This is a genomic window from Bradyrhizobium zhengyangense, assembly GCF_022012555.1.
GTDB lineage: Bacteria > Pseudomonadota > Alphaproteobacteria > Rhizobiales > Xanthobacteraceae > Bradyrhizobium > Bradyrhizobium zhengyangense.
The window spans coordinates 241,190-262,687 of record NZ_JAKLTZ010000003.1 but is presented as its reverse complement, the minus strand read 5'-3'; the positions used below and the strand labels follow the sequence as shown (position 1 = coordinate 262,687).

22 protein-coding genes and 1 pseudogene are annotated in these 21,498 nt (G+C 64.0%); 6 read left to right on the top strand and 17 right to left on the bottom strand.

The window, feature by feature from the left end:
• Nucleotides 1-36 precede the first annotated feature (36 nt).
• Nucleotides 37-1,029: a dicarboxylate transporter/tellurite-resistance protein TehA gene (gene tehA, locus L6639_RS11800; RefSeq protein ID WP_237861601.1), complete on the top strand. Its 993-nt coding sequence runs from the start codon at nucleotides 37-39 to the stop codon at nucleotides 1,027-1,029.
• A 4-nt stretch (nucleotides 1,030-1,033) separates the two neighbouring features.
• Here the strand turns inward: tehA and L6639_RS11795 are convergent, their stop codons facing one another.
• The 3 genes from L6639_RS11795 to L6639_RS11785 all read right to left on the bottom strand — a co-directional run bounded on the left by L6639_RS11795 (nucleotide 1,034) and on the right by L6639_RS11785 (nucleotide 4,041).
• Entirely contained in the window at nucleotides 1,034-1,789 is a 756-nt protein-coding gene (locus L6639_RS11795; RefSeq protein ID WP_237861600.1) for a VWA domain-containing protein, read from the bottom strand.
• A 125-nt stretch (nucleotides 1,790-1,914) separates the two neighbouring features.
• A complete protein-coding gene (locus L6639_RS11790) occupies nucleotides 1,915-2,775 on the bottom strand; it encodes an alpha/beta fold hydrolase (protein WP_237861599.1) in 861 nt (286 codons plus the stop codon).
• Between the two features lie 342 nt (nucleotides 2,776-3,117).
• On the bottom strand, nucleotides 3,118-4,041 hold the full coding sequence (locus L6639_RS11785) for a division plane positioning ATPase MipZ (protein ID WP_237861598.1): 924 nt from the start codon (nucleotides 4,039-4,041) through the stop codon (nucleotides 3,118-3,120).
• A 273-nt stretch (nucleotides 4,042-4,314) separates the two neighbouring features.
• Between L6639_RS11785 and panC the strand changes: the two genes are divergently transcribed.
• Nucleotides 4,315-5,166: a pantoate--beta-alanine ligase gene (gene panC / locus L6639_RS11780; RefSeq protein WP_237861596.1), complete on the top strand. Its 852-nt coding sequence runs from the start codon at nucleotides 4,315-4,317 to the stop codon at nucleotides 5,164-5,166.
• 83 nt (nucleotides 5,167-5,249) lie between these two features.
• On the opposite strand, the gene L6639_RS11775 is transcribed toward panC, so the two are convergent.
• The 5 genes from L6639_RS11775 to L6639_RS11755 all read right to left on the bottom strand — a co-directional run bounded on the left by L6639_RS11775 (nucleotide 5,250) and on the right by L6639_RS11755 (nucleotide 8,397).
• A complete protein-coding gene (locus tag L6639_RS11775; RefSeq protein ID WP_237861595.1) occupies nucleotides 5,250-5,690 on the bottom strand; it encodes a DUF1489 family protein in 441 nt (146 codons plus the stop codon).
• Nucleotides 5,691-5,732: 42 nt separating this feature from the next.
• On the bottom strand, nucleotides 5,733-6,731 hold the full coding sequence (locus L6639_RS11770) for a hypothetical protein (protein ID WP_237861594.1): 999 nt from the start codon (nucleotides 6,729-6,731) through the stop codon (nucleotides 5,733-5,735).
• Nucleotides 6,732-6,888: 157 nt separating this feature from the next.
• Nucleotides 6,889-7,080, bottom strand: coding sequence for a hypothetical protein (locus L6639_RS11765; RefSeq protein WP_027548146.1), 192 nt, complete (start codon nucleotides 7,078-7,080; stop codon nucleotides 6,889-6,891).
• Nucleotides 7,081-7,283: 203 nt separating this feature from the next.
• Nucleotides 7,284-7,652 (bottom strand): YidB family protein, encoded by a 369-nt coding sequence (locus tag L6639_RS11760; protein WP_237861593.1) that lies wholly within the window; start codon nucleotides 7,650-7,652, stop codon nucleotides 7,284-7,286.
• A gap of 82 nt (nucleotides 7,653-7,734) precedes the next feature.
• A complete protein-coding gene (locus tag L6639_RS11755) occupies nucleotides 7,735-8,397 on the bottom strand; it encodes a glutathione S-transferase family protein (protein ID WP_237861592.1) in 663 nt (220 codons plus the stop codon).
• Between the two features lie 121 nt (nucleotides 8,398-8,518).
• On the opposite strand from L6639_RS11755, the gene L6639_RS11750 reads away from it, so the two are divergent.
• On the top strand, nucleotides 8,519-9,238 hold the full coding sequence (locus tag L6639_RS11750) for a DUF599 domain-containing protein (RefSeq protein WP_237861591.1): 720 nt from the start codon (nucleotides 8,519-8,521) through the stop codon (nucleotides 9,236-9,238).
• Here L6639_RS11750 and L6639_RS11745 read toward each other — a convergent pair.
• From L6639_RS11745 to mgtE, 4 genes are all read right to left on the bottom strand, one after another.
• A complete protein-coding gene (locus L6639_RS11745) occupies nucleotides 9,213-10,112 on the bottom strand; it encodes a hypothetical protein (RefSeq protein ID WP_237861590.1) in 900 nt (299 codons plus the stop codon). The two genes, L6639_RS11750 and L6639_RS11745, sit on opposite strands and share 26 nt — an antisense overlap.
• 49 nt (nucleotides 10,113-10,161) lie before the next feature.
• Nucleotides 10,162-10,980 (bottom strand): aldo/keto reductase, encoded by an 819-nt coding sequence (locus L6639_RS11740; protein ID WP_237861589.1) that lies wholly within the window; start codon nucleotides 10,978-10,980, stop codon nucleotides 10,162-10,164.
• Nucleotides 10,981-11,102: 122 nt separating this feature from the next.
• The gene (locus tag L6639_RS11735) at nucleotides 11,103-11,429 is read right to left on the bottom strand and encodes a helix-turn-helix domain-containing protein (protein WP_237861588.1); all 327 of its coding nucleotides are present in this window, start codon (nucleotides 11,427-11,429) and stop codon (nucleotides 11,103-11,105) included.
• A gap of 88 nt (nucleotides 11,430-11,517) precedes the next feature.
• Entirely contained in the window at nucleotides 11,518-12,939 is a 1,422-nt protein-coding gene (gene mgtE / locus L6639_RS11730; RefSeq protein ID WP_237861586.1) for a magnesium transporter, read from the bottom strand.
• Nucleotides 12,940-13,016: 77 nt separating this feature from the next.
• On the opposite strand from mgtE, the gene L6639_RS11725 reads away from it, so the two are divergent.
• Together L6639_RS11725 and L6639_RS11720 are read left to right on the top strand one after the other, a co-directional pair.
• The gene (locus tag L6639_RS11725; RefSeq protein ID WP_237861584.1) at nucleotides 13,017-13,823 is read left to right on the top strand and encodes a polysaccharide deacetylase family protein; all 807 of its coding nucleotides are present in this window, start codon (nucleotides 13,017-13,019) and stop codon (nucleotides 13,821-13,823) included.
• 183 nt (nucleotides 13,824-14,006) lie between these two features.
• Nucleotides 14,007-15,248 carry a polysaccharide deacetylase family protein gene (locus tag L6639_RS11720; RefSeq protein WP_237861583.1) on the top strand — a complete coding sequence of 414 codons (1,242 nt, stop codon included), beginning with the start codon at nucleotides 14,007-14,009 and terminating at the stop codon, nucleotides 15,246-15,248.
• Between the two features lie 11 nt (nucleotides 15,249-15,259).
• Here the strand turns inward: L6639_RS11720 and L6639_RS11715 are convergent, their stop codons facing one another.
• Nucleotides 15,260-15,634, bottom strand: a complete 375-nt coding sequence (locus L6639_RS11715) for a hypothetical protein (RefSeq protein WP_237861582.1) — start codon at nucleotides 15,632-15,634, stop codon at nucleotides 15,260-15,262.
• A 227-nt stretch (nucleotides 15,635-15,861) separates the two neighbouring features.
• On the opposite strand from L6639_RS11715, the gene L6639_RS11710 reads away from it, so the two are divergent.
• Nucleotides 15,862-16,119 carry a hypothetical protein gene (locus L6639_RS11710; RefSeq protein ID WP_237861581.1) on the top strand — a complete coding sequence of 86 codons (258 nt, stop codon included), beginning with the start codon at nucleotides 15,862-15,864 and terminating at the stop codon, nucleotides 16,117-16,119.
• A 185-nt stretch (nucleotides 16,120-16,304) separates the two neighbouring features.
• Here the strand turns inward: L6639_RS11710 and L6639_RS11705 are convergent.
• The 4 genes and pseudogenes from L6639_RS11705 to L6639_RS11690 form a co-directional block, all read right to left on the bottom strand.
• Nucleotides 16,305-18,311, bottom strand: a pseudogene (locus L6639_RS11705) (alpha-glucosidase); the annotation flags it as partial.
• A 19-nt stretch (nucleotides 18,312-18,330) separates the two neighbouring features.
• Entirely contained in the window at nucleotides 18,331-19,185 is an 855-nt protein-coding gene (locus tag L6639_RS11700) for a carbohydrate ABC transporter permease (RefSeq protein WP_237861580.1), read from the bottom strand.
• Entirely contained in the window at nucleotides 19,182-20,129 is a 948-nt protein-coding gene (locus L6639_RS11695) for a carbohydrate ABC transporter permease (RefSeq protein WP_237861579.1), read from the bottom strand. Before L6639_RS11695 ends, L6639_RS11700 begins: the two co-directional genes overlap by 4 nt.
• Before the next feature lie 90 nt (nucleotides 20,130-20,219).
• Nucleotides 20,220-21,461: an ABC transporter substrate-binding protein gene (locus tag L6639_RS11690; RefSeq protein WP_237861578.1), complete on the bottom strand. Its 1,242-nt coding sequence runs from the start codon at nucleotides 21,459-21,461 to the stop codon at nucleotides 20,220-20,222.
• Nucleotides 21,462-21,498 lie beyond the last annotated feature (37 nt).

Genomic DNA, 21,498 nt, shown 5'->3' with positions numbered 1-21,498 from the left:
CACCCAGGAAATGATGAGGGGGCTTTGGGGAAGACGATGAGCAAGGGATTCAAGCCACCGATCGTGCCGGCCGCCTTCTTCGGTATCGTCCTGGGCCTTGCGGGTCTCGGCAATGCATGGCGTGCCGCACACCAGGTTTGGCAGTTGCCGGCGATCATCGGCGAAATCATTCTCGCCGTCGCCTCGATCGTCTGGGCGGTTCTGATTGGGCTGTTCGTGCTGCGCTGGATTTTTGCACGCGCCGAGTCGGTCAGTGAAGCGCATCACCCGGTCCAGTGCTGCTTCATCGGCCTCGCCGGCGTCTCCACCATGCTGATCGCGCTCGCTGCTGCGCCCTATTCGCACCATGCCGCCATGATCCTGTTCGGGCTCGGCGGAGCGTTTACGCTCGGTTTCGCACTGTGGCGGACGGGACTGCTGTGGCGCGGCAACCGCGATCACACCGCGACAACGCCGGTCCTCTATTTGCCAACCGTTGCGGGCGGCTTCGTCACCGCCGGCGTCTCAGCGGCGCTCGGCTACCCCGACTGGGGGCAGCTCGCCTTCGGCGTGGCGCTGTTCTCCTGGTTCGCAATCGAATCCGTGCTGCTGCACCGTCTCTATACCGTCGAGACGCTTCCCGTCGCGCTGCGTCCGACGCTCGGCATTCAACTTGCGCCGCCCGTGGTCGGCGCGGTCGCCTATCTCGCAATCAATGGCGGTGTCCCGGACATGTTCGCGCATATCCTTATCGGCTATGGGCTGATGATGGCGCTCCTGCTGCTTCGATTGTTGCCCTGGATCATGGAGCAACCGTTCTCGGTGTCCTATTGGAGCTTCACCTTCGGCGCCACCGCGCTTGCGATCGCGCCAATCCGCGTGGTCGGGCACGGCGACACCGGCGCGATCGCTCTGCTCGCGCCTTATCTGTTCGCGGCCGCCAACATCGTGGTCGGACTAATCATGCTCGGCACGCTGCGCCTGATCGTGCAGGGACGCCTGCTGCCGCCCGTTGCGGCTTCGTCTCCGACGCAGGCCGCGCCGGCGTGAGGCGTTACTTCATTTGTCCGATCAGTTGCGCGGCGCCACTCGCCGTCTTGGCCAGTCTCAGCAATGCCTCGCGGCCTCCAGCTGCGTAGGCCGCAGCGGCCCTCAACAGCTCGCGCAGCTGTGCCGCCGCGCCCGGATCGAACCGGCACCAGGCACCGCCGGTCAGACGCGCAATCTCGCGAAACGCCTGTTCGGCGACTGCATCATGGCCTTCCTGAAACAGGAACACCGGCACCTTCAGCATGCCGAGCTCGCCGGCCTTGGCGCAGAGCGCGTCGACCTTCTCCTCCATTGCGTCGCCGACGAAGACGACAGCACGCACACCTGATGTAACCGCCTCGCGCCGCGCGTCGGTCAGCACTCTGCCGATCTGGGTGTCGCCGCCGCGACAATCGATCTTGCTCATCAGCGTCGCCAGCTTGCTGCTGTCGGAAATCCAGCCCGTCGAGCGGCATTCATTGTAGCCGCGATAGTAGACCAGTCGGATGTCGAGGCTGCCAAGCGCAGCAGCCTCGCGAAACATGTCGGCCTGAAGCGCGCAGGCCATGTCCCAGGTCGGCTGCCGGCTCATCGTCGCATCCAGTGCGAAGATCAAGCGGCCCTTTGCACCCGGTGCATGCGGAGACAATGCCCGCGCCTTGGCAACGAAGGCGGCGACATCCTCGGAGGTCGAGCTCTTTGCCTGCGGCAGCACGCCGTCGCTCTCGGCTCGCGCCGACACGGCATCGCTCTGGCGGGGTTTGGTGGGGTCGTCGGGCATCCATCGTCACATCGGGTCTCAGGCCACCAATGTGGATGGCGTGCCCTGCCCGGTCAATGTGCAAAGCCTCCGCAGGCGGGAGCCGGCGGAGGCTTTGAGACTTGTTTCGATCAGCTCTTCTCGGATTAGCTCTTGGCGGGCGCCATCAGAGCCACCGGACCCGGCTCCAGGATCTTGGGCGGAGCCGAACGGGTGTCGACCGGCGCAATTGCGCTGTCGGTGTCGCTCAAGAATTTATCAAGCATGCCCTGGATCGAGTTCTTGGCGTCGTCCGGACCTGTGTCGCGCATGTCGTTGTGCTGGAAGTCGGTCTTCACGACCTGGATACCGGCCTTCTCGCACTCCTCGTCGGTCGGGAGCACGCCCGGATCAGTCTTGAACTGCGGATCGTGAGAGCGGAACGAAAGAATCTTGAATTTACCAGCGGTGACGAAGGGCACGCGGAGATTGTCCAGCGTCACGACCTTCTTGACCTCGTCCGGATATTGCTTGGCGAAATACATAGTGATGTCGCCGCCCATGGAATGGCCAACCATCGTCACCCTGGTGTAGTCAGCGTTGGGCTGAACCTTCTTCATCTCCTGCATCGCCAGATGGATATTGGCGACGCCGCGCAGAATCTGCGGCAGGCGGCCGACATAGAGCTCGCCAGGCTTGGTCACCATCGGCGGATCGGTCGGCAAATCATGCTGCGGGCTTACGACCAGGTAGCCACGCGCAGCGAAGATGTTGGCGAGAAAGCCGTACTCGGTGTTCTTGACGGTGTTGCCGTGATTGATCACCGCAACCGGAAGCGTGATCATGCCGGCATTCGCCTGCATTTCCTTGTCGCGACGGATCGCGATGTCGACAGGCACGGGACGATTATCGCGCGAAGGGTCGTAGAAGGTGATGGTCTCGTGCTTGATGGCCCACTTGCTCGCCGTGAAATAGGCGACACTGAAGAGGGCTCCCACACAAACCAGAACGGCAATTCCACGCTTCATTTTCGTCCTCAGCCTCAGGCCGTGCGACCTGATCCCTGTTGAAAATCGTGTTTCTTCCGGAGCTCTTCGGCCCCTGGTCGCCTATTCCCCAATATATGTCACAGGCGCGTGACAGGAAGGCCAAATATTGTGAACTGACAGCCCTTTCATTGTGCGATGCACACGTTTGGTGGGCACCGCGTTCTGATACCGCTACCTCCGGGTACAGATGACCATCCGACGCAACCCGTCACGATCGGGTTCAATTTCACGGTGAATGCCCGGTGAAAACAACTGCAGGCGACATCCGTTCCGGCGGGAACCGGCTGTCATGATCGACCGGGAAGTAACAGCGTACCGTGCCTAGGCGCCGAGGATGTCGTGGACCTCGAGCGGCTTGTCCACCTGGCTGAACCACTCGGCGCGATTTGCCGCACGGCGGCGGCCGCGCTCGTCGAGCGGCAGCTTGAGCTGGCGCAGCAGGCTCGTCACCTCCTCCCGCGCGGTGAGATGGCCAAGATTGGGCCGCATCCCGAGCGTGGCCTCGTCGATCTCGTCGAGTGCCGTGAGGCCACGCGGGAAGAACTCGCGATAGACGACACGTTCGGCGAAGCCATCGACGTAGCGGAAGCCGAGCCGCAGCGATAAGTCCTTCAGCCCATCGGCGACGAGCTGCTTGTTGCGAGAGCCGAGCATCGACAGGCGATTGCGCACCACGATCCAGTCGGTGGTCGAGCCGTCGAGTTGACGACGCTTGCGCCTGACATCGCGCACCATTTCGGCGTAATGGCTTTCTCCCGTTACCGCGTAATTGGTGGGATCGACGGTACCGAGCACGTCGAAATCGAGGAAGCTGTCGTTGATCGGCGTGACCAGCGTGTCCGCCATCGAATGGGCCAGCCGCATCAAATAGCTGTCGGTGCCGGGCGTATCGATGACGATGAAGTCGAAACTGCTCTCGACCGCCGAGACCGCCTCCATGAACTGCTGGAACTCGGAATTCTCGTTCTCGGCGATCAGCATGGTTTCGCCGAGCTTGATGCAGCGATGCACCGGCAACTCGAGGTCGAGCTTGGTGCGGCGCGCCCAGGCAGAACGGTTGTTGATGTAGCGGGTGAAGCTTTGCTGGCGGCAGTCGAGGTCGATGGTGGCGACGCGCTGACCAGCCTTCAGGAGCGCAACCGCGATGTGCAGGGCGGTGGTCGATTTGCCGGAGCCGCCCTTCTCATTGCCGAGCACAACGACGTGCGCCGAGCCGGATTGGCTTTGGCTAGCCTGCACAAGCATGGCGATCCTCAACACCCCTTAAACAATATCTTCGAGTTGGCCGCGTCTGCGGTCAAGTGAAATGCGTGACAGGATAACGAAATCACAGTGCGATGATGGTCATCATGAATCGCGTCGCGGCCCGTCGTCTGTGATCCAGCCCACAACGACGCGACATCCTCGCTGCAGGGAATGCTGTGCCCGATGTCGATGCATGGCGTCCACGACCGGCGCTTGTTAAGGTTAGCCGGCTGCGCGGCTGGCGGCGCCCACCCCCAACCATCCCGAGTTCTGATGTCACCAAGCCCCCTGATCACCCGCACGGTGCCCGCCCTGCGACGCGCCGTCGACAATCTTCGCAAGCGAAAGGCCACGGTCGCGCTGGTGCCGACCATGGGGGCGCTCCATGACGGGCATGTGTCGCTGGTGCGCCTCGCCAAGCGGCGCGCGAGCCGCGTCGTCGTGTCGATCTTCGTGAACCCGACCCAGTTTTCGCCATCAGAGGATCTCGGCGCCTATCCGCGGACCTGGAAATCCGACATCGCCAAGCTTGCGGCCGAGGATGTCGACATCGTCTGGCACCCCGGCGTCGAGGCGATGTATCCGGAGGGCTTTGCGACGCGTATCGTCCCGGAGGGGCCGGCACTGGCCGGGCTCGAAGACCGCTTCCGCCCGCACTTCTTCGGCGGCGTCGCCACCGTCGTCGGCAAGCTGTTCACACAATGCCGGCCTGACGTCGCGATCTTCGGCGAGAAGGACTTTCAACAATTGCGCGTGGTGACGCAGATGACGCGCGACCTCGACCTCGGCGTGAAGGTAATCGGCTCCCGTACCGTCCGAGAGCGCGACGGGCTCGCGATGTCCTCCCGCAACGTCTGTCTCTCGCCTACGGAACGCCAGACCGCCACCGTGCTCTATCGGGCCATGACCGACAGCGCCGGACGGATCCGGGCCGGCGAAGCCATCGCGAGCGCGATGGCGCGCGGCGCCGAGATGGTCGCGACGGCCGGCTTTGCGCTCGACTATTTCGAGCTCCGCCATGCCGAGACGCTGGCGCCCGTCACCTCGCGCAAGGACGGGCCGCTGCGGATTCTGGTCGCCGCCAGGCTCGGCACGACGCGGTTGATCGACAATATCGCGGTTTGAAGCGCGATGACGGCATCGCGCTTCAGGTTATTGTTGGAGCATGATCTTTCCGGAAAACCGCCGCGCACTTTTCCGGATCATGCTCAGAGCAATCCGAGATCGCGCAGTTCGCGCCGCATCGGCTCAGGCATCGCCGCGATGGTGCCTGCGGCCGACTTGCCGAGATCGGGCGGCACGGAATCGTCGGTGAGATAACGCCAGCCCTGGAACGGGCGCATCGGTCGCGGCGACACCGAGACCACCTTCGGCTGCATCACGATCCGGCAGCGTCCGATGCCGTCCTTGTCGCGGAATGGCTCGATGCCGATGATCTTTTCACGCGCGGCGATCTCGCCCTTGATGACCCAATAGAGCGATCCGCCGGCGAGAATTTCGGCGTCGCGCTTCGGCACCATGCGGGTGATATGGATGTGGTGTTGCGGCAGGCCCTTTTTCTTGGCCGTCTGCATCCGTTCGGCGACCCACCCCTTCAATTCCTTGACGGAGTCGCAGCCGACGGCAAGCTTGATCAGATGGAGTGGCATGACCCAGCATTAGCGGGCCATGCCCGGGTTTTCAAAGCCGAACTAGTCGTTATCCGCAGCCGCGGGAGCCGCGCCCGGCGGCGGTGCGAGCGGAACCGGTGCGGCGGCCGGTGCTCGCGCGGCCTTCGGCGCGGGCGGCCTCCTCGCGGCCGGTGCCGCGGGCGCGGCCGCCTGGGCCGATGCCGCAGCCGGAGCACGTTGGGCCGCAGCCGGTGTTGCCGCCGCATTGGCGGGCGGCGGCTGGCGCGTGGCCGCCGTCGGCGGCTCCGGACTCATGATGCTCACCGGCGGGGTCGACGAGGCGCTCGGGAACTCGGCATTGGTCGGCTTGCCCGTAGGCATCGATGGCGGCAGCGCCGCGATCGGGTTGGGCGGCAGCGCTCCGGGCGCTGCTGCGGGCGAATTCCAGGTCGGCGCGTAGCGCGCGACCATCTGATCGTAAAGATGGGAATCCATGTTGGCAGCGACCTGCTGCTGGTCCGTCAGCGAGCGGAACGCGGCGCAATCGAACTGGGTGCAGCCGTCGCGCGCGACCAGCACCTGCGCCACGAGGCCGAAGCGATCACGCTCCAGCGCCTTGCGCAGCACCTTCGTGTCGAGCGTCAGGCTTTTGTCGGCGGTCGGGGCATCGCCGAGCGCGGTCAGCCGATCGATCCGGGCCGCCGTATAGGCGACGGCGGCGGCCGCCGTGTCAGGCGCGCCGAACAGCGCCTTCTCACAGCCGGTGGCCACGGCATCGCCGGCGAGGTCGTCGAGGCAGGCCAGCGCCGGGAGGGTCGCGGTCACCGTGGCTTGCGTGCGGGCTTCGGTCGGCGCCGCCTGCCCCACTGGCCCATAGATGCGCATAGTGGCGGCCACCGCGATGCCGATCGAGAGCAGCGTGATGACAGTCAGCGCGCCGTTGGCGACCGATTTCTCGGCGCGCAACAGCGTGATCAGCATGATCAACCCGAAGAAGCCGGCGGCTGCCAGGGTCATCCACATCGGGAAGGATGGCGAGCGCCAGATTTGGTCGAGCGACGAGGCCCATGCCCAGTTCATGCGCGATGTCCCCTCACGCGAGCAAAGAGCTGATGGTCAAGCGAGCACCGCGAGTCGGCAACTGCCCCCGGCCCACCTTGCCGAGGCGAAGCGGGCCTTTTGACGGCGAGCGGCGCAAATTCGTCCGCGATGTCAATGCGTGGCGAGCGCCAGCGCATTACGAGAGCGCGAGCTGGCTTTCCTTGGCGACCCGTTCGAAAGCCTCAGTGGAGCTCTTGATCCGATACTGGCAGTCGTCGCCTTCCGTCGGCAGCAGGCGAATGATCTCGTAGGAACCACTCGCAGCCGGGCGCGCGACGTTGCTAGCAGTGAACAATACGCGCGTTCCCACGGGGAATTTATGCTTCAACGCCCATCTCCATCACTCAAACAGCGCCGGCCGTGCCCAGGGTCCCACTGCGACGGACCGGCTGAAAACCCGGTGTGACCTATAGCACGCGCTGCGGCGTTTTGGCCAGCAGTATGCCGGCACGGCAAATACGCCAAACCTGCAGTGTTTTCAAGATGATAGCCGACGAACGGCGGCCGATGATACCGCCGGAACCGGTCGTCTCAGGCGCCGTGGGGCAGATGGCCGTTCGGGCTTGCCTGGTCCACGGCCTTGGGCAGCTCCTGGGCCAGGATCTCGCCGAGCTGGTCGACCGGGATGTTGTAGCGCGCCGCGAGCTGGCGGACGGTGTCGTTGCCGAGCACGGCGCGCAGCTGGTCGGCCGAGATCGACATGTTCTGGCCATTGCCGAGCCAGGACTTCACCTGGTCACCAAGGCCCGCCTGCTGGAGCTTGGCGACGATCGCGCCCAAGCCGCCCTGGTTGTTGCTGCCCATCACCTCGCTCAGCACGGCCGGCAGGACGGCGGCGCCGAGCTGGCCAAGCGCGCTGCGCAGTGCGGGATTGTTTTCCAGCGAGTCCAGAATTCCCATGGCCGTCCCCTCTTTCGTTGTTCCCTATGATTGAGCGCCGCCGATCGGCACGCCGTCAAGCGGCGCCCATTCACATTCTCGGCTACACGTTCTCGAACTTTTCGATGACAAGTGTTTCGGCGAGACCGTCGCGGGTCCATTCCTGGAACGCCGGCATCGCCATCATCGTATCCATATAGGCCTTGGTCTCCGGCGTGACTTCGATGGCGTAGGTGCGGAAGCGATGCACCACCGGGGCGTACATCGCGTCGGCCGCGCCGAAGCGGCCGAACAGGAACGGCCCGCCGGCGCCGTAGCGGGTCAGACATGTGCGCCAGATCTCCTGCACGCGCGCGACATTGGCCTTGGCGTCCGCCGACAGCGTCACGGGCCGCACCGGACGGTGCAGGTTCATGCCGCATTCGCTGCGCAGGGCCATGAAGCCGGAATGCATCTCGGCGCACACCGAACGGGCAAACGCGCGCGCGGCAACGTCGTCGGGCCACAGCTTCTTCTCCGGATAGCGCTCGGCGATGTACTCGATGATCGCCAGCGAATCCCACACCGTGATGTCGCCGTCGACCAGCACCGGTACCTTGCCGGCGCGGCTAAAGGACAGAATCTGCTCCTTGTCCGCGGGATCGTCGGTGTAGAGCGGGATCACGGTCTCCACGAACGGGATGTCGTTGGCGCGCAGCGCAAGCCAGGGCCGCATCGACCATGACGAGTAGTTCTTGTTACCGATTGCGAGCTTGAGCGCTGCCATGTCCGTGGTCCTTCCATAAGTCCGTCTGTGCGGCTGCTTTTAACGCCATCGTCCGCCGCCAATCAATCGTTGCCGCCCCCCACCATGCATGGCAATCGTGATGGCTCGCGAGGAGAGTGACATGAGCAGGCATTGGGTCGACATCACCGCCGTCGGCTTCTTCATTATCGAGTGGCTGGTCTATGCCGTAACTCTCGAGCATTCCGCCTATGGCAGCGACAGCCTGTCGGCCCGGATGAATCGCTACCGCGAGGTCTGGGTGCGCCGCCTGCTCGACCGCGAGGCCCGCATGGTCGACATGCAGATCATGGCCTCGCTCCAGAACGGCACCGCCTTCTTCGCCTCCACCAGCCTGTTCGCGCTCGGCGGCACGCTCGCGCTGCTGCACGCCACCAACGATGCCATCACGATCCTGGGCAAGCTGCCGATCGATCTCAGCACCTCGCCGGCCATGTGGGAGCTGAAATGCGTCGGCCTCGTGCTGATCTGCGTCTACGCCTTCTTCAAATTCGCCTGGGCCTATCGGCTGTTCAACTATGTCGCCATCCTCTACGGCGGCATGCCGCCGGCCTCGCAGCGCGACACGCCGGAGGCCGAGGCCCATGTCGTGCGCACCACACGCGTGTTCGAATCCGCCGGCCGCCATTTCAACCGCGGCCAGCGCGCCTTCTTCTTCGCACTCGGCTATCTCGGCTGGTTCGTCAGCCCCTGGGTGCTGTTCGTGACCACGGCCGCGGTAGTGGTCGTGACATGGCGGCGGCAGTTCGCGTCCAGTGCATGGGCCGCAATGGCGCCGGAGGTGCCGCACGCGACGACTACGAGCCGAAATCCCGCGGCGTGAACGAAAGGTCCATCACCTTCCATTCCTCGTACTTGTCGACGGGCAACATCTTGTAGGGCTGGCAGGCTTGCGTCGCGCTTATCGCTGATTTCACGATGGCCACGCCCTTCGCCGACGGCGGCGCCTCAATCAGGATCGGCTCGCGCGCCAGCGTGCCGTCGGTGGCCATCACCACGCGCAGCCTGATGCGAACGGCATCGGTCGGCGCGACGCCCGCGGGCAGTTTCGAACAGCTTCTGAGGTGACGCCGAAGCTCGGCAACGACCTCCGGCGGCAGCTTGGCGGCGATCGAATCCTTGGCATCGCCGCCATCATCCTTTGGGGCGTCTTTCGGCGCGGGCGGCAGTTCGGGCGGCAAGCCCAGCATCACGCCATACTTGATGGTGACATCGGGCTCGGGTGGCTGATAGGCCGGAGGGGCGGCCTGCGGCTGCGACATTGCGGGCGGCGGCTGCTGCATCTGAGATTGCTGAGGTTGCGGCTGCGCATAGGCCTCTTCCTGCTTTGCCGCCTGCGACGGCGGAGGCTGTGGTTGCTTCTGTTGCGTCTCGCGCGAGGCCTGCTTCTGCTGAGGCGGCGCCTTCTCCTTGGCCGCAGGCTTAAGCGATGTGTCCGGCTTGTCCTTATCGGTGAAGTCGAGCTTCGGCAGCTTCAGGTCAGGGAGCGGCTCGGGCGGCTTCTCCTTGGCCTTTTCCTCCGCCTTGGCCTCTTCCTGCTTCACCTGCTCCGGCGTGACGATGTCGACCGCAACGGTCTCGGGCGGCGCGGAATGAAATGGATGGACCTCGCTGATCACGATGATCAGCGCGACCAGCGTCAGATGCGCGATCGCCGACGCCGCAATGTCCGTCCGGATGATCTTCCGCAGTTCCATCGCCCGATCTTGGGTTGCCGCCCTGCTCCTAGCATACCCAACTTCCCCCTCAATCCCATTTCGGCGCGAAGCCGAAATCGGTCAGGCGCCCCTTGGGACTGGCCAGTGCGGCGATCGCCGCCATCTCGTCATCCGAGAGCTCGAAATCGAAGATCTCGATGTTTTCCGACAGACGTTCGACACGCGAGGTTCTGGGAATGGCAGCGACATTCTGTTGCACGAGCCAGCGCAGGCAGATCTGCGCCGGCGTCTTGCGATGGGCGTGGCCGATGTCCACGAGCGTCTGGTCGGACTTGATGCGGCCCTTGGCGATCGGGCTGTAGGCAACGAGCGCCATCCCGTGCCGGTCGCAGGCCGCCCTCACCTTCGCCTGGTCGAGATAGGGATGATATTCGACCTGGTTGCAGACCAGCGGCTCGCTTGACAGGGCGACCGCCTGCTCGATCAACGCCACCGTGAAATTGGAGACGCCGATGTGGCGCGTGAGGCCCATGCGCTTGGCATGCGCCAGTGCGCCCATCGTCTCCTCAAGCGGTACGTGCGGATTCGGCCAGTGCAACAGTACGAGGTCGACCTGGGGAAGCCTCAAGTGCACCAGGCTCTCCTTGATCGACCGTTCGAGATCGTGGGGCGCGAAATGGTTGGTCCAGACCTTGGTGGTGACAAAGACGTCGTCGCGGCGCACGCCGGAGGCGCGCAATCCGTCGCCGACCTCGCGCTCATTGTCATAGACCTGGGCGGTATCGATATGACGGTAGCCGAGCCGCAGCGCCTGCTCGACCACGCGGGCGCAGGTCCGGCCGCTCAGCTCCCAGGTCCCGAGCCCGATCGCCGGGATTTTCGCGCCATTGGCCTCGACGAACAGCATGAGGAATCCTCTCTGTTGCGGCAGCCCCGGGAGTCGTCAACGCCGTCATTATGGACCTGGTCCGCCAGAGTGCAACGGACGAGACTGGCTGTGGATGCGTATCTTCAGCCGCAATGCTAACGTCAGGCTTTGGCGAGCGCCTGGAAGACCGTGTCAGGCGCATGCGCGATCACGGCCAGCAGCGCGCGGGCGGGTCCGCGCGGAGCGCGCTTGCCCTGCTCCCAATTGCGGATGGTCTCGACCGGCACGCCAAGCTTGGCGGCAAACTCCATCTGGGTCAGACAGGCGCGCCGGCGCAAATCGCGCACCCCGAGTGCGCCGGCTTCCGCCGGCGGAGTCTCGACCGCAGACTGGACCGGCTGGACGGAAAACGGCTGAACTGGAAGCTCCTGCCCATCCCGCAACTCAACGACCCGTCCGTCCGCCTTCAGCCGCAACCGCATGCTCATTCCCCCAAGCGCGAGGGAATCATGCGGGAGGTCGCTTAAGGTCGAATTAAAGACGCGAGTCGGTAGCCAGCAGCCCGGCAGACAAGACCTACTTCAACCCGAACCACAGCGTTGCGATGCCGAGGAAGGAGAAGAAGCCGACCACGTCAGTCACCGTCGTCACGAACGTGCCCGAGGCCACGGCCGGATCGGCCCTGACGCGTTCAAGCGCCATCGGGATCAGGATGCCGCCGAGCGCACCGGCGACGAGGTTCACGATGATCGCAAGCCCGATGACGATTCCGAGGCCCGGGATCTTGAACCAGGCTACCGCGGCGATGCCCGTGATCACGGCGAAGCCAATGCCGTTGACGAGACCGACCAGCGTCTCGCGGATCACCACGCGCCAGGCGTTGGAGGAGCCGAGCTCGCGGGTGGCGAGCGCGCGCACTGCGACCGTCATGGTCTGGGTCGCGGCATTGCCGCCCTGGCTCGCGACAATCGGCGCCAGCACGGCGAGCGCCACCATCTTCTCGAGCTGGCCCTCGAACAGGCCGAGCACAGACGACGCCAGGAAGGCGGTGGCGAGGTTGATCAGCAGCCAGTTGAAGCGGCCGCGCGCAATGGTGAGAAACGTGTCCGACAGCTCTTCGTCGCTGGTGACGCCGCCGAGCGCCTTGAGGTCCTCGTCCGCCTCCTCCTCGATGACGTCGACGACATCGTCGACGGTGATGACGCCGACGAGGCGGTCCTGGGTGTCGAGCACGGGAGCCGCGACCAGATTGTACTTGCCGAACATGCGAGCCACCTCCTCCTGGTCCTCCAGGACGGAGACGCGGCGGCGATCCTCGTCGGTCAACTCGGTCAGCGGCACCGGGCGGCGTGCGCGCAGGAGCACGTCGAGCGGAACCGCGCCCTGCCAGTGCTGGTCCTTGTCGACGACATAGATCTCGTAGAAGCGGTCCGGCAGATCGGGTGTGTCGCGCATGTAGTCGATCGCCTGCCCGACGGTGAAATCCTGCGGCACGGCGATGAACTCGGTCTGCATGCGCCGGCCGGCGGAGTTTTCCGGATACAGCAGGCTGCGCTCGAGCGCGACACGCTCCTTGAGCGGCAGCTTCTCGAGGATCTCCTCCTGCTCCTGCTCGTCGAGAGTTTCGAGCAGCTCGACTGCATCGTCGGACTCGAGCTCGCGGACACCCTCGGCTACCGTTTCCGCCGGCAATTCGTCGAGGATTTCCTCGCGAACGGCCTCGTCGACCTCGTTCAGCGCGGAAAAGTCGAAGTCGGCGCCGGTCAGCTCGACCAGGCGGACCCGGTTGTCGGGCGCGAGCGCCGCGATGAGATCACCGAGGTCGGCCTCGTGCAGATCGGCGATGCAGGCACGTAGCGTAGCGCTATCGCCGGCCTCGATCGCGTGGGCAATTTCCTCGACGAATTCATGCCTGATTTCGCCGTCTTCATTGCGCATGGGGACGTGGTCGAGTACCAATGTCTCGGCGGAAGCAGCGCCATCGATCTGTTCATCCATGGGAACGCCTCGCCGTTTGACAGGTTGATGGTTGGGGCTGACGGTCCCGCAATACCCACAAGACAATCGCAAGCGCAATGGCAAATATGTACCGGCCGAAATGGATCTCGATCGCGACGAGCCTGGCTCTCGCCGGCCTCCCCGTGATCGGCTCGGCCCGGGCGGCTGATTGCCCCCGAAGCGATGCGCTCGGCACCTCGCGGGTCCTGAGCGTCGATGCCAAGTCGACGCCACGCGTCGGCTTGAAGAGCTTTCCGCAGACGCTGCCGCTTGAAGATCACGAGGTGGTGCTGACCTTTGACGACGGTCCGCGTCCGCCCTCGACCAACAAGGTGCTGGCGGCGCTGGCGCAGGAATGCGTGCGCGCGACCTTCTTCCTGGTCGGTCGGAGCGCCACCGAATTCCCTGATCTCGTCAAGCGTATCGCGCGCGAGGGGCACACCATCGGTCACCACACCTGGTCGCATCCGTACATGGCGCGGATCCCGGCCGATACGGCGAAGTACGAGATCGACCACGGCATCGCCTCCGACGAGAAGGCGTTGCACGGGGTCTCGACCACGACACCGTCGACGCCGTTCTTCCGCTTCCCCTATTTCGAGTCCACGCCGGCCCAGCTCGACATGCTCGAGCAGCGGGGCATCGTCGTGTTCGGCGCCGATTTCTGGGCCAGCGACTGGAACGACATGACGCCGGAGCAGGAACTCAAGCTGATCACCGACCGCGTAACCGCCGCCCGCAAGGGTATCATCCTGTTCCACGATGCCCAGGCGCGCACGGCGGCCATGATGCCGGACTTCCTGCGGTGGTTGCGGGAGAACGGCTATCGCGTGGTCCACATCGTGCCGGCGGGCACGTCACAGAAGAACGCCGACGCACATTGATGCCGGAATGTCACGGCTGACCAAAATGGGGTGATTTGAGCCCTATTAACACTCTGTTCATGCTACGCCATGCAATGATTGAGGGGCACCTCGGGCGGAAAAGGTCTTTGCGCCTGAACCGTTTTCTGATGTCTCCGACCTACCGATATCGTAGCCAACGCAGATGAGGGCAGACGGGGTTTCATGATCGGAAGTAGCGTTGTTTTTCGGGCGCGATCGTGGACCGTCCTGCTGCTGGGCTTGCTGACCACCGCATCTCCGGCTGCCTTGGCGGCCGAGTGCCCCGGACATCCCGATGCGCTCGGTACCTCGCGCACGCTCGTCGTCGACCCGCGCGAACATCCGCGCATTGGCACCATGCAGTACCGCGAGACGCTGCCGTTGAAGGACCACGAAGTGGTGCTGACCTTCGACGACGGTCCGCTGCCGAAATATTCCAACCAGGTGCTCCAGATCCTCGCCAACGAATGCATCAAGGCGACCTTTTTCATCATCGGCGAGCAGGCCAAGGCGAACCCGGAAGGCGTGCGCAAACTGGTCGCGGCGGGTCATACCGTCGGCACGCACAGCATGACCCATCCGCTGACGATGAACAGGATGCCAATCGAGAAGGCCGAGGCCGAGATCAACGGTGGCATCGAGTGGACCTCGGCGGCAATGACGGACCCATCCAAGCTGGCGCCGTTCTTCCGCATTCCCGGCCTGATGCGCGCCGATGGCGTTGAGAATTATCTGATCTCACGCGGCATCCAGGTATGGAGCGCCGACTTCCCGGCCGACGACTGGCGCCACGTCTCGCCCGATCGCGTCTACCAGCTCGCGATCCAGCGGCTGGAGGCCAAGGGCAAGGGCATCCTGCTGCTGCACGACATCCAGGCGCGCACCGTGGCGGCGCTGCCCAAGATCATCCGCGACCTCAAGGCGCGCGGCTATCGCATCGTGCATGTGGTGCCCGCAACCGCCGACCAGCCGGCGACACCGACCACGGCAGTGGAATGGCTGCTGCATCCACCGACGGAGACCACGCCGATCGTGCGCTGGCCTCAAGTGCCGAATTTCGTATTCGCGCAGACCGCGACGCTGCCGGCGCCGGGCTTAGCCGATCTCGGCGCCGAGACCGCGCGCCAGCCACAGGTGCTACCGCGCAAAACCATGGCGCAGGCCGATATCGCCTCCACCCTGCCCGCACCCGGCCGCGATCTCTTCGCGATCCCCGAGGGCTCAATCGAGGTGCTGCTGTCGACGACCTTGTCGCGGCGCGCCGCCACGCGGCTCGCGATGGCGGCCGAGGCGCCGCGCGCAGGAAGGGACAAGGCTGGCAAGATCCGGGGGCAGCGAACGGCGCGTGGTGCACACCCCGCGGCGAGGCACGCCACGGCGCCCCGCCCGACCCGCGTCGCCACCAGCGTGAAGAAGCGCGCCTGAGTGAAGCGCAGTTACTGCCGCATGATGTTGGCGACGCAGAGCAGCACGATCAGCGCCAGGAAGAACAGGTCCATATAGGACTTGAGCTCGCCGTCACGGCGCAGCCGCGCAACGTCAGCCACGACCTGCTTACGCGTGTTGGTCCCCCCCGAGCCGTCATTGATCGGCGCCTGAAGGCGCTTGGTCTCGGTCTCCAGCTTCTCGATCTTCTGAAAGAAATAGAACGCCCGCAGCGTCGAGGCTGCGCGCATGCCGCTATAGACCAGCACCAGGATCGCGAGGATCGCTCGGTTCTGGTACTTTTCCATGAAGTTCAGGCTGAAATAGACCAGCGCCATAAACGCAAAGTTGGTCAGGAAGCGGTAGACGAAGCTTAGAAAGACCATGCTGGCTCCAGCCGAGAGAGGTCGCGCGAGGCCCGTCTACGCCAATATTGTTTCAACAAGGATACTGTCGCCCGCGCGCCGCCGCCTTTTAGCCACGTGCCGCCATAATGCAAGCGAGAGCACAGAGTGGCCGGTCCTGTTCCACGCGGCACGCCCATTGCTGCTCGATGGAGATTCGAGGAAAGCTACGGTAGACTGCTGCCGCCGCTGACGCGTGAGGTCTGCCGATGCCGAAGAAGGGAATCACGGGCCACGACGAGTGGGTTCTGACCGAGGCGCTCGCAACCGCCCTGGTCGCGCTGGAGCAACTCGAGGCGAAGCACCAGCCAAGCGCGCATATGGACGACATCCGCAAGATGCTGTCGAGCGGTAAGGAGCCGGCGGCGGTGAGCCTGCACTTGGCCCAGGCGAAATGCCGTCTCTTCCCCGACCTCGACCCGCTCGAGATCTACCGGGAATACGGGATCGGCGAGGAATATGGCTGAGAGGCCCCGTGCGGGCCGCTGGCCTCCAAAATGAGATATGAAGGCGATGCGCTCGGGAGAGCGTTCGCATCTACTGTGTTTTCAACGGCTTACCGCGATGGCCGGATCGAAAGATTCCCTCCGAAAGGAGACCTTTCGACGCCCCGTTTTGCAAGCGGCTGAGATCGGGTCGAGCCCAAGCGGCCCTACACCTGGCGCAATCCCGCAAACAGCGCCTCGAATTCGCTGTCCGCCCGGTAGAACGCCGGTGGTCGCCCCAACGGTGCGGCGACCGATATCTCCTGTCCGCCGGCAAATGACTTGCCGGTCCAGACATGAATCCAGTCGGTCCCTGACGGAAGATAGAGGCTCCGCTGATCCTGGGCAGCCTGCCAGACGGGCGCGACGAGCAGATCGCGGCCATAAAGATAGCAATCCTGAATGCCGTAGGTTCGCCTGTCATCTTCGTGATGAAGAAACAGCGGACGTTGGATTGGAAGACCCCGGCGCGCAGCTTCCAGCGACAACGTCCGGAGATAAGGCGAGAGGTGAACGTAGATCGCCGTCATCCTGGCAAAATGCTCGAGCACCGCCGGATCGCCGTCGAGCTGAAGATTGTCACGAGGCCTGTTGCCTTCGTGGCTGCGCATGACAGGCGTGAAGGCCGCCATCTCGCTCCAACGCATCATCAGCTCGGGCGTGCGCAAATTGCCAAACAGGCTTGTGTAGCCGCCGATGTCGGAGTGGTGATACGCGTTGCCGAGCAATCCCGACGACAGGGCGGCGCAGATGACCGTGACAAGCCCGTCATGCCGGGAAAAGTCGACCGATTGATCGCCGGCCCAGAGCCACGGGCACCACTTCTGCACGCCCGTGAAGCCGGACCGCATGAAGAACACGGCCTCGCCGGTGCGGCCGCGGCTCGCCACCGCCTTCGCGTTCACTTCGGCCCACAGCGTTGGCCAGAGGTTGTGCGCAAGCCTTGCATCGATGCCGCTGGCGAGACGCACGTCGACCGGCAGATACTCGCCGAAATCTGCCATCCAGCCGGACAGGCCGTAATCGAGCATCCTCTTGCCGATGATTTCCTCGGAGAACCACGCTGCGGCGTCCGGATTGGTGAAATCGACGGTGCCGCAGTGGAACTCACCGAAATCGATCAGGGCCGTTTGTCCCGAGGCATCCTTGACGAAGTATCCGGCATTCTCGGCCTCCTCGAAGAGGACGCCGTCGTTGCAGAGATACGGGTTCACGTAACCAAGAAAGCGGATGCCCTGGTCGTTCAATTCGGCGATGCGCTGCCGCAGGCCCGGATAGCGCGTCTCGTTGGCCTTCCAGTCCCAGAACAGTCGCGCGCCAAAGGCGGTCGGCCGAATCCCGACCCAATCCTCGCACCAGAGACCGGAAACCTTGACGCCGGCCGCGCGCATTGTCGCGAGGCGGGCGAACGAGTTCGCGCCGTCCTTCAGGCCGATGATCGCGCCGTTGTAAATCCACTCCGGAAGCGGCGGCTGACGGCCGAAGCGCGCAGACAACGTCTCCACCAGAGCCACGAACGACGGCGCGGCAAACAGCTGGATGCTCTCAGGGACGGACCAGACCTCGATCTCGTGAAACTCACCCTCGCGAAAATCCAACACGCTGTAGGCTGACGTCTCGACGTGAAGAGCATAGCGCGCCGAGGAGATGTAGGTCGGTTGCGGATAGTTGGTGTGATAGTAGTCGCCGCCGGCCTGGCCGGCGGCGTCCGCCTTGAAGGTGATCTCGGTGGTCTTGTCGCGCCCGACGCCCGGCTCCGAACTCCACAACGGAAACCGTCGTCCACGCAGATCGAAATAGGAGAATTGCTCGCCGCCGCCCCAGACATGCTCGTCACGGTCCGCCATGACGCGCAGCCAAAACCGGTTCACGGAGGAATCGAGCGACCGCAGCTTCAGCGCTTTGCCCTCAAGCGTCACCGCGAGGCGCGGAGGCTGCCCCTTGGTCGCGGACAGCATGATCGTGTCACCGTCGATCTTGGCATGCGCGAGCGGACAACGTTCGGTCAGGCGATCCTCGATTGCAAAGCGGCCACGGTGCATTTCGATGCTGTCGTTGCCCTGCCCGACGAAGAAACACGGCGCCGCAGCACTGTGGGCGAGAATCTGGCGGCCTGAAATCGATAGCGCAAAGCCAGACGGGGTCGTGTCGAGTTTCAAGTCCATTCCACTTGGCCTTTCCTTGGCCTTTCCGTCAGCCCTTGACGCCGCCTGTGGTCAGCCCCGAGACGACGCGCTCCTGGAAGATCACGATCAGGATCGCGACGGGCACGATGCCGACAACGAGCGCGGCCGAGATCACCGGCCAGGGAAACGCAAACTCACCCTGATAGAGCTGTATGCCGACCGGCAGCGTCCGCAGTCCCGGATTGGAGTTAAACGACAGGGCCAGCAAGAATTCGTCCCAGGCGTTGACGAAGGCGAGGATGCCGGCGGTGAAGACGCCCGGCGCCGACAGCGGCACCACCACCCTGAACAGTGCACCAAACCGTGTGCAGCCATCGATCATGGCGGCGTTCTCTAGATCGCGCGGAATGCCTTCGAAGAAGGATGTCAGCACCAGGGTGCATACGGGCAGGCTCAGCACGGTGTAAGGCAGGATCAGCGCCGTCCACGAGTTCAGCAAATTGAGCGCGCGCATGGTCTCGAACAGGGGCACCAGCAGCGTCACCAGCGGAAAGGTCGAGACCGCGATGATGACGGACATGATCAGCCCCCTGAACCGCAAGTTCAGCCGCGCGAGCGCATAGGCCGCGAGCACAGAGACCAGCAGTGTGAGCGCGGTCGAGAGCAGCGCGACCATGAAGCTGTTGAACAGGAAGGTGAGCAGCGGCTGATCGGAGAACGCCTGGATATAGTTTCGCAGCGTCGCTGCGTGCGGCAGCCAGGTGATCGGTTTTTGCGTGAGCTCGGCCTCGGTCTTGAACGAGGTCAGCAGGATCCACAGAGCCGGAAACAGGCCGTTGACGACGAGAATGAACGCAGCGATAGCCCGCAGCGGCTTGCCTGATAGAGCCGAGTCGAGTGTGGAGGCGACAGCCGTGCTCATGATGCAGCCCCGCTGCCGCGGATCATACGCAGGTAAAGCGCTGTGACCAGCATCGACAGGCCGAACATCACCACTGCGAGCGCCGATCCGTAGCCGAGATCGAGGAACGACACCGTGTTCTGATGAATGTACATGGCGAGCGTCGCGGTTTCGGTGCCCGGCCCCCCGCCCGTCATCATGTAGGGAATGTCGAAAGTCTGCAGCGCGGTGATGGTGCGGAAGATCAGCGCGACGACGATCGTGGGCTTCAGTAGCGGCAGCGTGATCTCGAAGAACCGGCGCACGCGCCCGGCGCCGTCGACGTCGGCAGCCTCGTAAAGCGAACGCGGAATGGTTTGCAGGCCTGCGAGAATGATCATCGCCATGAAGGACGAGGCCTTCCAGATGATGGCAAGGCAGATCGCGGCGAAGGCGAGCCGCGGCGAATTGAACCAGATCACGCTCGGCAGGCCGATCCGGTTGAGCACATCGTTGACGACGCCGTACTCGGAATGGAAGAACCAGCCGAAGATCAGACCGGCGAAGGAGAGCGGCAGCGCCCACGGGATCAGCAGAGAGAGCCTCACCGGCCATTTCATCTGGAACGGCAGATTGGCGAGCAGCGCGAGTGCGAACCCCACGACGAGCGAGCCGGGCACGGTGATGAGCGTGATCAGCACCGTGTTCCAGGTCGCCTGCCAGAACACCGGATCATCAGGCATCTGCCTGAAGTTCGCGAGCCCCGCGAACCGCGCCGGCAGGCCTGAGGTCAGCGACAGGTCGAGAAAGCTCGTGTAGATCAGCCGGCTCACCGGATAGACGATCATCACGCTGAGCAGGATCGCCGCGGGCGCCAAAAGTATCACGGCAAGCGTGGTGTCATCAGGATCGGACCAACGCGACAGCCATGGACGCCGCGCGAGCGGGCGATCGGCCTCGCTTTTGAACGTCGATGTCGTCGTCATCAGGTCTGATCCGGATTGCAATACGCGCCTTAGCGGTTGTTTGCGCATGATCTCATCGGAAAACCGCTTCGCACTTTTCCGGATCATGCTTCAGCGGATGATCCGCTTCAGCCGTGCCTCGATCTGGGCGGCGCCATCAGCCGGAGTGGTCGCACCCGCAAGCACCGCATTGACCGTGGTCCGGATCACTTCACTCACCTCGTTGTAGCGTGGCGTCACCGGCCGCGGCTTTGCGGTCTCGACGATCGGCTGGGCGTCGGCAAACCACGGCACCGCCTTGGTCACGTCGGCGTCCTTGTAGAGCTTGCCGTAGGTCGGAAGCAGCGAGCCGTTGATGGCCATGTATTTGGAAACTTCGGGACTCGACAGATATTCGACCAGCTTCTTCGCCTCGTCCTGATGTTTGGAAAAAGCGGAAACGCCCCACTCCCAGCCGCCAAGGCAGGTCGCCTGTTCGCCGCCCTTGATTGCCGGAAGCCGTGCGACGCCGACCTTGCCTGATACCGCGGACTCGGCCCCCTGCGACATCGCCCATGCATAGGCCCAGTTCACCGCGAACAGGACATTGCCGGCCTGGAATTCCTTGCGCGTATCGTCGGTCGCGACCTCGGCAATGTTCTTCTTGGCAACGCCGCTGTCGGCAAAGCCCTTCCAGAGCGCGAGCGATTTGGTCGCCGCCTCGCGATCAAAATCGAGCTTGCCGTCCTTGGTCACCACCTTGCCCTGGCTCCAGTACGGCACGAGGAAGGTGCAGACCGCGCCTTCGATCGCCTTGCCCTGGAACGACAGACCCTGCAAATTCGGATTCTTCTCGCCATCCGCGACCTTCTTCGCGGCGTCCGCGAGCTCGTCCCAGGTTTTTGGCGGCTGAAGCCCGTATTTGTCCAGCAGGTCCTTGCGATAATAGAGGAACATGGAATCGGCAAAGGCGGGCAGCGCCACCACCTTGCCGTCGATCGTGTTCGCCTCGGCATAGGCACGGAGATAAGCCGACATGTCGGTTGCGATCGGGCTGGTCCAGCCCGCCGCAGCAAACTGCGCCGGGCGGATCACGTCGAGCATCAACACGTCGAGTGAAGAGTCTTTCGCTGTGAGCACCGTGTTGAGATATTGGGCCTGCATATCCGAGGTCGTACCGCCCAGCTCGACGCTGACCTTGATGCCCGGATTGCGCGCTTCGTACTGATCGAGCAGCGTGCGCCAGATGGCGGGCTGCCCTTGGCTCGTGACGAAGACCTTCAAATTGGTCTCGGCGGATGCACCGGTTGCGCACCCGGCCGCTGCACACGCGAGCAGCAATCCCGCCAGCTTTGAAATGCGTCCTGAACTCATGCCGTCCTCCCGGAAAAAATCGCCGCTTGTTGCGGCT